This window comes from Cedecea colo (assembly GCF_011808225.1).
Taxonomy (GTDB): Bacteria; Pseudomonadota; Gammaproteobacteria; order Enterobacterales; family Enterobacteriaceae; genus Dryocola; species Dryocola colo.
In genome coordinates this window covers 242,080-254,554 of sequence record NZ_SOYS01000002.1, presented here as the reverse complement: position 1 = coordinate 254,554, position 12,475 = coordinate 242,080, and the positions used below count along the sequence as shown (strand labels likewise).

The 12,475-nt window shown below is 58.1% G+C and carries 14 protein-coding genes; all 14 read left to right on the top strand.

From position 1 onward, the window contains the following. Positions 1–3: 3 nt before the first annotated feature. A complete protein-coding gene (locus tag E2L00_RS05585; protein WP_167608183.1) occupies positions 4–252 on the top strand; it encodes an acyl carrier protein in 249 nt (82 codons plus the stop codon). Then, on the top strand, positions 252–827 hold the full coding sequence (locus E2L00_RS05580) for a COG4648 family protein (protein ID WP_420808832.1): 576 nt from the start codon (positions 252–254) through the stop codon (positions 825–827). Before E2L00_RS05585 ends, E2L00_RS05580 begins: the two co-directional genes overlap by 1 nt. Then, on the top strand, positions 820–2,151 hold the full coding sequence (locus E2L00_RS05575; protein WP_167608180.1) for an AMP-binding protein: 1,332 nt from the start codon (positions 820–822) through the stop codon (positions 2,149–2,151). Before E2L00_RS05580 ends, E2L00_RS05575 begins: the two co-directional genes overlap by 8 nt. Beyond that, positions 2,138–2,488 (top strand): 3-hydroxyacyl-ACP dehydratase FabZ family protein, encoded by a 351-nt coding sequence (locus E2L00_RS05570; protein WP_167608177.1) that lies wholly within the window; start codon positions 2,138–2,140, stop codon positions 2,486–2,488. Before E2L00_RS05575 ends, E2L00_RS05570 begins: the two co-directional genes overlap by 14 nt. Beyond that, positions 2,479–4,203 (top strand): glycosyltransferase family 2 protein, encoded by a 1,725-nt coding sequence (locus E2L00_RS05565; RefSeq protein WP_167608174.1) that lies wholly within the window; start codon positions 2,479–2,481, stop codon positions 4,201–4,203. Before E2L00_RS05570 ends, E2L00_RS05565 begins: the two co-directional genes overlap by 10 nt. Next, positions 4,197–4,619 (top strand): acyl-CoA thioesterase, encoded by a 423-nt coding sequence (locus tag E2L00_RS05560; RefSeq protein WP_167608171.1) that lies wholly within the window; start codon positions 4,197–4,199, stop codon positions 4,617–4,619. Before E2L00_RS05565 ends, E2L00_RS05560 begins: the two co-directional genes overlap by 7 nt. Continuing rightward, positions 4,616–5,221, top strand: a complete 606-nt coding sequence (locus E2L00_RS05555; RefSeq protein ID WP_167608169.1) for an outer membrane lipoprotein carrier protein LolA — start codon at positions 4,616–4,618, stop codon at positions 5,219–5,221. The genes E2L00_RS05560 and E2L00_RS05555 overlap by 4 nt, the downstream gene beginning before the upstream one ends. Beyond that, positions 5,193–7,514 (top strand): MMPL family transporter, encoded by a 2,322-nt coding sequence (locus E2L00_RS05550; RefSeq protein WP_167608166.1) that lies wholly within the window; start codon positions 5,193–5,195, stop codon positions 7,512–7,514. Before E2L00_RS05555 ends, E2L00_RS05550 begins: the two co-directional genes overlap by 29 nt. Further along, positions 7,511–8,092 carry a DUF3261 domain-containing protein gene (locus E2L00_RS05545; protein WP_167608164.1) on the top strand — a complete coding sequence of 194 codons (582 nt, stop codon included), beginning with the start codon at positions 7,511–7,513 and terminating at the stop codon, positions 8,090–8,092. The genes E2L00_RS05550 and E2L00_RS05545 overlap by 4 nt, the downstream gene beginning before the upstream one ends. Then, positions 8,089–9,246, top strand: coding sequence for a beta-ketoacyl-[acyl-carrier-protein] synthase family protein (locus tag E2L00_RS05540; RefSeq protein WP_167608161.1), 1,158 nt, complete (start codon positions 8,089–8,091; stop codon positions 9,244–9,246). The genes E2L00_RS05545 and E2L00_RS05540 overlap by 4 nt, the downstream gene beginning before the upstream one ends. Next, the gene (locus E2L00_RS05535; protein ID WP_167608159.1) at positions 9,239–9,697 is read left to right on the top strand and encodes an ApeP family dehydratase; all 459 of its coding nucleotides are present in this window, start codon (positions 9,239–9,241) and stop codon (positions 9,695–9,697) included. The genes E2L00_RS05540 and E2L00_RS05535 overlap by 8 nt, the downstream gene beginning before the upstream one ends. Before the next feature lie 156 nt (positions 9,698–9,853). Next, positions 9,854–10,585, top strand: coding sequence for a 3-ketoacyl-ACP reductase FabG2 (locus tag E2L00_RS05530; protein WP_167608156.1), 732 nt, complete (start codon positions 9,854–9,856; stop codon positions 10,583–10,585). Beyond that, the gene (locus E2L00_RS05525) at positions 10,582–11,811 is read left to right on the top strand and encodes a beta-ketoacyl-ACP synthase (protein ID WP_167608153.1); all 1,230 of its coding nucleotides are present in this window, start codon (positions 10,582–10,584) and stop codon (positions 11,809–11,811) included. The genes E2L00_RS05530 and E2L00_RS05525 overlap by 4 nt, the downstream gene beginning before the upstream one ends. Continuing rightward, a complete protein-coding gene (locus E2L00_RS05520; RefSeq protein ID WP_167608151.1) occupies positions 11,811–12,416 on the top strand; it encodes a 4'-phosphopantetheinyl transferase superfamily protein in 606 nt (201 codons plus the stop codon). The genes E2L00_RS05525 and E2L00_RS05520 overlap by 1 nt, the downstream gene beginning before the upstream one ends. The last annotated feature ends 59 nt before the right edge of the window (positions 12,417–12,475 follow it).

The window sequence follows — 12,475 nt, the reverse complement described above, 5'->3', positions numbered from 1 at the left end:
GTTATGAATAAAGAAGATATTTATCAGGAAGTTACAGGTCTACTGGTTAAGTTGTTCGACCTCGACGCAGAACTTATTACGCCTGAATCCCGCCTCTACGAAGATTTAGATCTCGACAGTATTGATGCTGTCGACATGGTCGTTCATTTGCAAAAACGCACCAGCAAGAAAATTAAACCAGAAGATTTTAAAGCAGTCCGCACCGTACAGGATGTTGTCGAAGCGGTAGAACGGCTGCAGCAAGGTTCCTGATGCGCGTGCGGGCAGCAAACGTGCTGAATATCGCCGGAGGGCTGGTCGTTATTGGCTGGCCTTTTGCCGTGTGGCTGGCGCTGAGCTATCCGCATTTACATATTCTGCTGCCTTTGCTGGCGCTCTGTTTCGTGCTGCGCCTTGCTGCGCTGCGCGGCAAAACAGGCGCGCTGAGCCGTGTGGCACAGGCCCTGGCCGCAATGGGGATTATCCTCACGCTTGCGAGCGTCTGGCTACGCGAGGCGCGTCTGCTTCTGTGGTATCCCCTGGTGGTAAATAGCGTCATGCTTGCGCTGTTTGGTGGCTCGCTGTTCAGTCGTATGCCGTTAATTGAACGCCTTGCGCGCTGGCGTGAAGGCGAGCTTTCTCCGGCAGCGGTTCGCTATACGCGCCGTGTAACGCAGGTCTGGTGCGGGTTCTTTATCATTAACGGTGCCGTTTCTCTGTGGACCTGCCTGCACGGCAACTTGCATATCTGGACGCTGTGGAACGGCATGCTCAGCTATATGCTAATGGGCACGCTGTTTGCGGGTGAATGGTTAGTGCGCCAGCGACTGAAACGCCATCATGAATAAGCCGCTGCCGCTTAATGAGTGGCTTAGCGATGCTCGTGGACCCGATTGCATCGTAGCCTTTGATGGCACAAAAAGCTGGACACAGGCCACGCTTGTCCGCGATGTTCAGCAGCTTTATAGCGAGCTGCATACCCGTACCGGCGAGCGATGGGCGCTCTGTTTTGACAACAGCTACTGGTTTATCGTCGCGCTGCTCGCCACGTTGCACGCGGGCAAAACGCCGCTGCTGCCGGGCCACTGCCGGGAAGCGCAGCTGCGCGAACAGCAAGCTTTGTTTAGCGGCGTGTTAACCGATCTGCCTTTGGGACTAAACTGTCCGCTTATCAATCCACAAACTTTATCCTCACAGACGCCACAAACACTGCCGCCCGTTGCGCATGACGCAGGCGTGATTTTGTTCACCTCGGGGTCAACGGGCGAGCCTGCGCAGATTTTTAAAAGCGTTAATGCCCTGAATGAAGAGAGCGTCTGGCTGACGAAGCTCTGGGGAAGCGATCTGTGCGATTGTCGTGTCGTGGCATCGGTTAGCCATCAACACATGTATGGCCTGACGTTCCGCATCATGCTGCCCATGACGCTGGGTCTGGCCTGCGATGTATCGATGATTCATTTTCCCGAGCAGCTGGCAGCGCATACCTCCCATCCATTGCTGTTTATCAGCAGCCCGGCCTTTCTGAAGCGCCTCGATACCAGCCTGACGGCACCGCCGTGCCGTAAAATTATCTCAGCGGCAGGGTTGCTGGACGACGAAACGGCGCAGCGGGTCACGCGGTGGTTCGGCGAGGCGGTTTGCGAAATTTATGGCACCACGGAAACGGGCGTCCTCGCCTGGCGGCACCATCACAGCGTCGCGCCGCCGTGGCAGCCTTTTCCTGAGGTGGAATTTATTGCCCGTGAAGAGGAATGGTCGGTACGATCGCCGCTGATAGATGCAGGTGAATGCCCGCTTGATGACAAGCTGAACTTTACGCCGCAGGGCGGGTTCCGGCTGCTGGGGCGTCGCGATCGCATTGTGAAGATTGAAGAAAAACGCGTCTCGCTTAGCGAAATTGAACGTCGCCTGATGACGCTGCCGGGCGTACAGGACGCGGCCGTGGTGCCGATTGTTCGCGCCGGACGTATGACGCTTGGGGCCGTTGTGGTGCCTGATGGCTCCGCTATCCTGCCTGCGAAACATAAAACACAATGGCGACAGACGCTTCGCCAGTGGCTTGAGCCTGTGGCTATCCCGCGTTACTGGCGTATCGTTGCAAGCATTCCGCTCAACAGCCAGAGCAAGCGGGCCTGGGCGCAACTACAGGAATTATTTGATGAAACCCACTGAACAATGGCGTACACAGTCGGCTGAAAATCAGTTGTGTCTGCATCTGCATATTCCGGCGAACCTGAGCTGGTTTCGCGGTCACTTTCCGACCCAGCCGCTGCTTCCCGGCGTGGCGCAGCTTGACTGGGTTATAGCTTACGGGGCGGAACTCGCGCCGGGCATGCGCTTTTGTGCGATTGACAGCGTGAAGTTCCAGCGCCCGGTATTGCCCGCAAGCCTGCTTGAACTGAACCTGCGCTGGGATGCCGCCCGTAGTTTGCTTAGCTTTGAATATCTCCTGTTGCAGGAAGAAAAACGGCAGCCTGTCAGCAGCGGGAAAATCAAGCTATGTCCCTGATCCAGAACGTCTCCGCAGCCCGTGCGGATTTTCGCCCCTGCGTGGTGATCCCCTGTTATAACCACGGGGCAGCCATGCCCGGCGTGCTCGCGCGTCTGGCTCCGTTTTCGTTGCCGTGCATTATCGTTGACGATGGGAGCGAACAGGCGACAGCGCAACAGCTTGAACTTCTGGCGGCAGGCCGCACCGGCGTAACGCTGGTGCGCCTGGCAAACAACGGTGGAAAAGGGCAGGCCGTGATTGCCGGTTTGCGGGCCGCTCAGCAGGCTGGTTTCAGCCATGCCATTCAGCTTGATGCCGACGGCCAGCACCGTATTGAAGACGTTCCGCGTTTTTTGCAGGAAGCGGGGCTTTATCCTGAAAGCCTGATATCCGGCCAGCCGGAATATGACGATTCGGTGCCCAAATCCCGCCTGTACGGGCGCTACGTAACCCATTTTTGGGTATGGGTTGAAACGCTTTCGCTGTCGCTTAAAGACAGCATGTGCGGGTTTCGCGTTTATCCTCTGGCCGCAACGCTTGCGGTTATCGCGCAGCATCCGCCGGGCAAGCGTATGGATTTCGACACTGAAATCATGGTGCGTCTGTACTGGTCCGGCGTGGAAAGCCGTTTTCTGCGTACCCGCGTAACTTATCCGCCCGACGGCCTGTCGCACTTTGACGCCCTGCGTGACAACCTGCGTATTTCCTGGATGCATACGAGGTTATTCTTCGGCATGCTGCCGCGGATCCCTGCCTTGCTTTCCCGGCATCGCAAAAGCGCGCACTGGGCGAAAGTGCCGGAAAGAAAAGGGCTGGCGGGAATGCGCCTGATGCTGGGTATCTATCAAATTTTGGGGCGGGGAGCCTTCACGCTTCTGCTGTATCCCGTGGTGGCCTGGATGTGGCTGACCGGGGGAATGCAGCGTCGTGCCTCACAGCTTTGGCTGGCGCGCGTGCGGCAACGGGCGCAAATCAGGCAGGTCGACCTGCCCGAAGGTTTAAACAGCTATCGTCATTTTCTGCGGTTTGGCGATGCGATGCTCAATAAAATCGCCGCCTGGCGAGGGGATATCAAATGGGGGCGCGATATTAATTTTGCGCCCGGCAGCCGCGAAGTATTGCAACCGCAGGCGGGGTGCGGAAAACTTATCCTGGCCGCGCACCTTGGCGATATTGAAGCCAGCCGGGCGCTGGCGCAGGTCGAGGCCGGGCTGGTTATCAACGCGCTGGTCTTTACCGATAACGCCCAACGGTTCCGCCAGATTTTGGCAGGCATAGCCCCGCAGGCGGCGGTGAATTTGTTGCCCGTCACGCACATTGGTCCTGAAACCGCCATGATGTTGCAGGATAAACTTGATGCAGGTGAATGGGTGGCGATCGTCGGCGACAGAATTGCGGTTAATGCTCAGCGCGGCGGCGATCGTCGCGTATGCTGGAGCCAGTTTATGGGCGCGCCAGCGCCGTTCCCGCAGGGGCCGTTTATCCTGGCTGCCGCATTACGCTGCCCGATTGTTTTAATGATGGTGCTGCGCGAGCAGGGCAAACTGCTTATCCACGCGGAGCCTTTTGCCGACCCCCTGATATTGCCGCGAGCGACACGCCAGCAGGCTTTACAGCAGGCCATCGATCGTTATGCCGAGCGGCTTGAAGCCTACGCTTTACGCTCGCCGCTCGACTGGTTTAATTTTTATGATTTCTGGCAGCTGCCGAAAGACCTGGAGTCCGGATGTTAAGCGACCCGCGCTTTACCGCTGAAGTGAGTATCAAAGTACCCTTCCACGATGTCGACTCGATGAACGTGGTCTGGCACGGCAACTATTTTCGCTATTTTGAAGTGGCGCGTGAAGCGCTGCTTGACCAGTTTGGTTACGGTTACCGCGCCATGAAGGCGTCCGGCTATGTCTGGCCGGTAGTGGATACGCGGGTGAAATATCGTGATGTGGTGACGTTTGAGCAGCAAATACTGGTGCGGGCGAACGTGGAAGAGTTCGAAAACCGCCTGAAGATTGGCTATCAAATCACCGATGCCGCCAGCGGCAAACGTACCACCACGGGCTACACCATTCAGGTAGCGGTTGATGCCGCGACGGGGGAGATGTGCTACGTCTCGCCGGCTGTTTTATTTGCACGCATGGGAATAACGCCATGAAAAAACTTTTACTGACCGCGGCCTTGCTGATAAGCAGCGCCGCGAATGCGGTTACGCTGGATGACGTTCAACAACGTTTTGCCGCCCAGCAGGTTGTTCGCGCCGCCTTCCAGCAGGAGCGCCAGATTAGCGGCATGGCCCAGCCGCTGCACTCAAGCGGCGAGGTGCTGATTGCCAAAAGCAAAGGCCTGTGGTGGCAGCAACAGCATCCTTTTCCAATGACCCTGATCCTTGATGACCGCCATATGGTGCAGGTGATGGGTAGCCAGGCGCCGCAGGTGATCACCGCCGACAGCAATCCGCAGATGTTCCAGTTTAACCATCTGTTGCGCGCCCTGTTCCAGGCCGACAGGAAAGTGCTGGACGAGAACTTCACCAGCCGGTTTACCGACCTGGGAAAAGGGCAGTGGCGGCTGATCTTAACGCCCACCACCACGCCGCTCGACATGCTGTTCAGCACCATTACTCTGCAGGGCGAAAAGTTCCTCAACCGCATTGAGCTGAATGATAAGCAGGGCGACTTCACGGAAATTACCTTCAGCAACCACCGCCCGGAACCGCGAAAATTGACGCATGAAGAACAGCAGCGTTTCGTTTTCTGACCGGCACCGCCGGCTGGCCTGGGGCTGGCTTGCCGCTGTAGCGCTGCTGGTGGTTGCGCTGTGCGCGTTGCTGCCGAAGGCCCGGCTCGACAGCAGCGTGCTGTCGCTTTTGCCTGCGCAGAGCCTGGGGCAGATACCGCCTGAAATTGAAGCGGGTTTTTTGCAACGGCTCGACAGGCAGCTGCTTTGGCTGGTCAGCCCGGGCGCAACGCCTGATGCGCGCGCCGCTCAGTGGTGGCAAGCGCAGCTACAAGAGCAGCCCTGGCTGGAGAAAATTCAGGGGCCGATAGATGCCGCAGGCCAGCAGGCCTGGGGCAAGTTCTACTTTGAACATCGTAACGGCCTGGTGGATGAACAAACCCGCGCCCGCCTGCAAAACGGCGGTGATGCGCAGGCGCAGTGGGTTTTATCCCAGCTTTATTCGGCGTTTTCTGGCGTCAGCGGCAAAGAGCTGGCGAACGATCCGCTGATGCTGGTGCGCGGTTCACAGCTTGCCCTGCAACAGCGTGCCAGCCAGTTGCGCATGATAGACGGCTGGCTGGTGGCGAAAGATAAACAGGGCCGCTACTGGTACATGCTGCACGGCGAACTGAACGGTTCCTCGTTTGATATGCGGCGCGGCCGGGAAACGGTGAGCCAGCTGCGGGCGTTGCAGCATCAGCTGGAGCAGCAGTTTCCGCAGGCTAAAGTGATGTCGCGCGGTACGCTATTTTACAGCGATTATGCCAGCCAACAGGCGAAGCATGATGTATCGACGCTGGGCCTGGCGACGGTTATTGGCGTGCTGCTGCTGATCCTTATCGTTTTCCGCTCCGTTCGTCCATTATTGTTATGCATCGTCTCCGTTAGCATTGGCGCGCTTGCGGGCACCGCAGTCACGCTGCTTTGCTTCGGCGAGCTGCATCTGATGACGCTGGTAATGAGCCTCGGTATTGTCGGCGTCTCTGCGGATTACACGCTTTATTATCTCACCGAGCGCATGGTGCACGGAGCGGAAAGCTCGCCCCTGAACAGCCTGCGCAAGGTTCTGCCTGCGCTGTTGCTGGCGCTGGGTACTACGGTGCTGGCTTATCTAATTATGATCCTCGCGCCGTTCCCCGGCATTCGTCAGCTTGCGGTTTTTGCCGCCAGCGGCTTAACGGCTTCCTGCCTGACGGTTATTTGCTGGTATCCCTACGCGGTGCGCGGTCTGCCGGTGCGCGTAACGCCCGGCCAGACAATCCTTTCCGCCTGGCTTTCGGCTTGGCAGGCCAATAAATTCGTGCGCTTTGGTATTCCGCTGGCTCTGCTGGCTATCAGCGTCGTGGGCCTGACGATGCTGCGCGTGAACGACGACATTTCCACCTTACAGGCCCTGCCGCAGGATTTACTGCGTGAAGAGCAGCGCATTACCGCGCTGACCGGGCAGGGCATGGATCAAAAATGGTTCGTGGTTTACGGCACCAGCGCGGAACAGACGCTCCAGCGCCTTGAGAAGCTGGCGCCGGAACTGGCCGCTTTGCGCAAGCGTAAGATTATCGACGACTATCGTCTGCTGCCGCTAGCTTCCCTTGAGCGCCAGCAGGCGGATTTGCGTTTGCTGCGCGAAGCGGCGCCGGCGTTGCAAAAGCGTCTGGCGCAGACGGGCCTTAGCGTGACGGCGCCGAACTTACAGCAAATGCCGGTCACGCCGGACGTCTGGCAGCAAAGCGTTATCAGCAGCGGCTGGCGTTTGCTGTGGCTTACGCTTGCTAACGGGCAAAGCGGCGCGCTGGTGCCGGTAAGCGGCGTGCATGACGGCGCGGCGTTAAGCGCCCTTGCGCAAAAGCTGCCGGGCGTCAGTTGGGTCGATCGTAAAAGCGCTTTCAATGCGCTGTTTGGCTTTTATCGCGCCTTGTTAACAGGTCTGCTGGCCGCAGCCGTTGCGGCGATTGCCGTAAGCTACATGTTGCGTCTGGGTGTCAGGCGGGGGCTTACCAACGTCGTGCCTTCGCTGCTGTCGCTTGGCGGGGGACTTGCCGCATTAGCCTTTAGCGGGCACGAGCTGAATTTATTTTCGCTGCTGGCGTTGGTGCTGGTGCTGGGCATCGGCATTAACTACACGATATTTTTCAGCAACCCGCGCGGCACGCCGTTAACGTCAATGCTGGCGGTAAGCGTCGCCTTGCTGACCACTTTATTTACGCTGGGGATGTTGGTCTTTAGCACAACGCAGGCCATTTCAGGCTTTGGGATTGTGCTGAGCTGCGGGATATTCTGCGCATTTTTGACCGCTCCCCTGGCTTTACCCGCTCAGGAAAAGGGAAATCCATGACCAGACTACGCACGCTGATCCTGCTGCTCAGCGCCATCTTGCTCAGCGCCTGTAGCACGCCGAAACAGGATCCGACCCGACCGCAGGCATGGCTCAAAGCGGGTACGCTGGTGACGCTCCCCGCGCCGGGCATCACGCCAGCCATCAGCCAGCAGCAGCTGTTGACCGCGCGGGTGAAAGGGAAAACGCAGTCGCTGATGGTTCTGCTCAATGCCGATAATCAGAAAATTATGCTGGCCGGGCTGTCGCCGCTGGGGATCCGTTTGTTCCGCCTTACCTATGACAGCAAGGGTGTGCAAACCGAGCAGTCCATTACCCTGCCGGAGCTGCCGCCGGCAAGCCAGGTGCTTGCCGATATCATGCTGAGCTACTGGCCGATTGCCGCCTGGCAGCCGCAGTTGCCGGAAGGCTGGACGCTAAAAGATATCGGCTCGCGCCGTGAGCTGCGCGATGAGAATAACGGGCTTATCGAGACGGTGCAGTACCTGATCCGTGACGGTAGCCGCCAGCCGGTCAGTATTCAGCATCATCGCTTTGGCTACACCATCGCTATCCAACATCTGGACAATCAATCATGATTTCATTCACCGCCGTCGGCATGCTCAACGCGATGGGAAATACGCTTGATGAAATTGCCGCCAACCTGGTCGCAGGAGAGGCGCCGGGCATGGCGCCAGACAAAGATAGCTGGTTGCAGCAGGGCGAATGCTGGGTCGGGCGCGTCACGGGCGAGCTGCCGGCCGTTCCCGAACATCTTCCTCAGTATAACAGCCGCAACAACCGGCTTTTGCTGGCCGCGCTCGCCCAGATTCAGCCGCAGGTTGACGAAGCTATTGCCCGCTATGGACGGGATCGCGTGGCCGTGGTGCTGGGCACCAGCACATCCGGGCTGGATGAAGCCGATCGCCAGGTGAGCGGGCGTAACGATACATATCACTACGGCCAGCAGGAGCTGGGCGATCCGTCGCGTTTCGTCAGCGAATACCTTGAGCTTTTCGGCCCGGCGCTGACGATTTCTACGGCCTGTTCATCCAGCGCGCGGGCGGTCATTACCGGTAAGCGGCTGATTGATTCCGGCATGGTGGATGCTGCGATTGTCGGCGGCGCGGACACGTTAAGCCGCATGCCCGTCAACGGTTTTAACAGCCTGGAATCCCTGAGCGAGCGACTCTGCCAGCCTTTCAGCGCCGAACGTAACGGCATCACCATCGGCGAAGCTGCCGCGCTGATACTGCTGAGCCGTGAACATGGCCCGGTGCAGCTGCTTGGCGTGGGCGAATCATCCGATGCCTGGCATATGTCGGCCCCGCATCCTGAAGGTCTGGGCGCGATCCGCGCTATTGAAATGGCCATGCAGCACGCGGGCTTAACCGCGGCTGATATCGGTTATATCAATATGCACGGCACCGCCACGCGCTTAAATGACGAGATTGAAGCCAACGTTATCCACAAGCTGTTTGGCGAAAGCGTGCCGGGCAGTTCAACCAAGCATCTTACCGGACATACGCTGGGAGCTGCGGGCGCTTGTGAAGCGGTGCTTTGCTATTTAATGTTGACTCGCGGCCTGCCGTTGCCTGCACAGAATTTTACCGATGCAACGCAGGATCCTGAACTCACGCCCTGTGGTTTATTAACCACGCCGCGGGCCGATTACAAACCGGTAATGCTGTCCAATTCTTTTGCTTTTGGCGGCAACAACGCCACTCTGATTCTGGGAGCCATTCGTGACTGACTACCTTGCCCCGCAACGCTATTTGCCCCACGAAGCGCCGATGTGCCTGCTGGACAGGGTTATTGACGTTACGCCGGATTCGGCCCATTGCCAGGTAAGCGTGAGCGCCGACGGCGTGCTGGCCCCTTTCCTGGATGACGAAGGTATGCTGCCCGGCTGGTTTGCCATTGAAATTATCGCGCAGACGGTAGGCGTGTGGTCGGGCTGGCATACTATGAACGCGGGTGAGGCGTCGGTTGGGGTAGGCATGTTGCTTGGTGGACGCGGGCTGCGTTGTCCGGAGGGTAAATTCCCGGCGAATACGCTCCTGGACTGCCAGGTTACGCTTTTAATGCGCGATGAAAAAATAGGCAGTTTTGAAGGGGCGATTCTCGCCAATAACCAGCTTATGGCTAGCGGGCGGGTAAATACCTATCAGCCGGATAAAAACGAATTAGAACAACTATTTTAATTGAGACGAATGACAAACCTCCGGGCGTCACAAAATTAAAGGGTGTCGTCATTTAAAAAACAAGCAAAATCAATTGATTGATTTGCTGCTGATAACTGCAAAGAGGAAAAACCACGTTTTTTCTTTTTTTATCAGCAATTTGATGGGATAGCAGATATGACAAGAACAGTACTGGTGACCGGTGCCAGCAAAGGTATCGGCAGGGCGATTGCCGGTGGACTTGCGGCCGACGGCTTTAGCGTGTTGGTGCATTATCACCGCGACAGGGAAGGCGCGCAGCAGACGCTAACGCAGATTGAAGAGCAGGGCGGAAAGGGGCGGCTGATACAGTTCGACAGCCGCGACCGCGCCCAATGCCGTGCGACGCTTGAGGCGGATATAGACGCTCACGGCGCGTACTGGGGCCTGGTCAATAACGCAGGCGTGGCGCGCGACGGCGCGTTCCCGGCGCTTAGCGAAGAAGACTGGGACGGCGTTATTCATACCAATCTTGATAGCTTCTATAACGTTATCCAGCCGTGCGTGATGCCGATGATCGGCCTGCGCGACGGCGGGCGAATTATTACGCTGTCGTCCGTTTCCGGTCTGATGGGCAATCGCGGCCAGGTGAATTACAGCGCGGCGAAAGCGGGCATCATTGGCGCTACCAAAGCGCTGGCCGTTGAGCTGGCGAAACGTAAAATTACCGTTAACTGCATCGCACCCGGGCTTATCGATACCGGCATGATTGAGATGGAAGAGACCGCGCTCAAGGAAGCGATGCGTTTGATCCCTTTACAACGCATGGGGCAAGCGGAAGAGGTCGCCGGGCTTGCGCGTTACCTGATGTCTTCTGTGGCGGGCTACGTGACCCGCCAGGTCATCTCCATTAACGGAGGTATGCTGTGATCCGTCGCGTAGTCGTAACAGGTATGGGCGGCGTCACCGCATTTGGCGAAAACTGGCAGGACGTTTCCAGCGGGCTGAGATCGGGCAAAAACGCCGTACGTAGCATGCCGGAATGGCAGGTTTACGACGGGCTGAACACTCTGCTTGGCGCGCCAGCCGATAATTTTGCGCTGCCGGCTCACTATACCCGTAAACGTATTCGCGCCATGGGTCGTGTTTCGCTGATGGCAACGCGGGCAACGGAGCTGGCGCTTGAGCAGGCAGGCTTGCTCGACGATCCGGTGCTAACCAGCGGCGCTACGGGCATCGCCTACGGCTCTTCAACGGGCAGCACCGGGCCGGTCAGCGAATTTGCCACTATGCTCACCGAAAAGCACACCCGCAATATCACCGGCACAACTTACGTGCAGATGATGCCGCACACGGCAGCCGTAAATACCGGGCTGTTTTTCGGCCTGCGTGGACGAGTGATCCCGACTTCCAGCGCCTGTACGTCCGGCAGCCAGGCTATCGGCTACGCCTGGGAAGCTATCCGTCATGGCTATCAAACCGTGATGGTGGCGGGAGGCGCCGAAGAGCTTTGTCCGTCGGAAGCGGCCGTATTCGACACGCTGTTTGCCACCAGTCAGCGCAACGATCGCCCGCATAGCACGCCTTCGCCGTTCGACAAGCAGCGCGACGGGCTGGTAATCGGTGAAGGCGCGGGGACGCTGATCCTGGAGGATCTCGACCATGCGCAGGCGCGCGGAGCGAAGATCTATGCAGAAATAATCGGTTTTCACACTAACTGCGATGCCGCGCACATCACTCAGCCGCAGAAAGAAACCATGCAGGTTTGTATCGAGCGCGGCCTGCATACCGCCGGGCTTGCCGCAAGTGATATTGGCTACGTCTGCGCGCACGGCACGGCGACAGATCGCGGTGATATTGCGGAAACGCAGGCGACCGCCGCCGTGTTTGGCGCAAACACGCCAGTCTCCTCGCTGAAAAGCTATCTGGGCCATACGCTGGGAGCGTGCGGCGCGTTAGAAGCCTGGATGAGCATCGGGATGATGAACGAAGGCTGGTTTGCCGAAACGCTGAACCTGCATAACCCCGACGATGCCTGCGGCGAGCTGGATTACATTATGGGCAGCGCGCGTCGCCTGGAGACAGAATTTGTGCAGAGCAATAATTTTGCCTTCGGCGGCATCAACACTTCGCTCGTGCTGCGCCGCTGGCCGTAATGGGTTACCGGCTGGCGTTTGGCTCCGTTGCGCGCCTGAGTGATAACGAACAGGCTGCACGCTGGCTCTCGCCTGAATTAATCGCAACGGCGCCGGATGGGAAACGTCGTCCCGTCTGGCTTGCAGGCAGAATTCTGCTGGCGATGCTGTTAGAAGAAGAGGCGCTGCCGAAGCTTGCGGCAGGCCCGCACGGCAAACCATACCATCCTCAACTGCCGCATTTTAATATCAGCAATAGCGCGACCAGCGTTGCGGTGCTGGTGGGCAAAGAGGCGGTAGGCTGCGATATTGAGCTGCTGCGCCCGCGAAAGCGTTTTCTGGCCGTGGCGCAGCACAGCTTTGCTCCGGCGCTTTACGCCTGGCTGGCCGCGTTGCCGTCTGACGAGCAGCTTCCCGCGTTCTGGACATTATGGACCGCCCATGAAGCCGTGCTAAAACAGCAGGGCGGAACGGTCTGGCAAATGGATTCGTTAAGGCTTCCGCTTGAAACGCTTTGTCCGCCGGGCCGTCACCTTACCCACTTAACCGTTCATAACACGCTGATTGCCTGCTGCGGCACTAAGTCTTTTCCTGCGCAATTTTCCCCCGAGCTTGAACTCTGTTAAGGAACGCCGTTTAACTTTTCCAGCGTCATTGCGCAAGGCTCCAGCAAACACAGACAGTA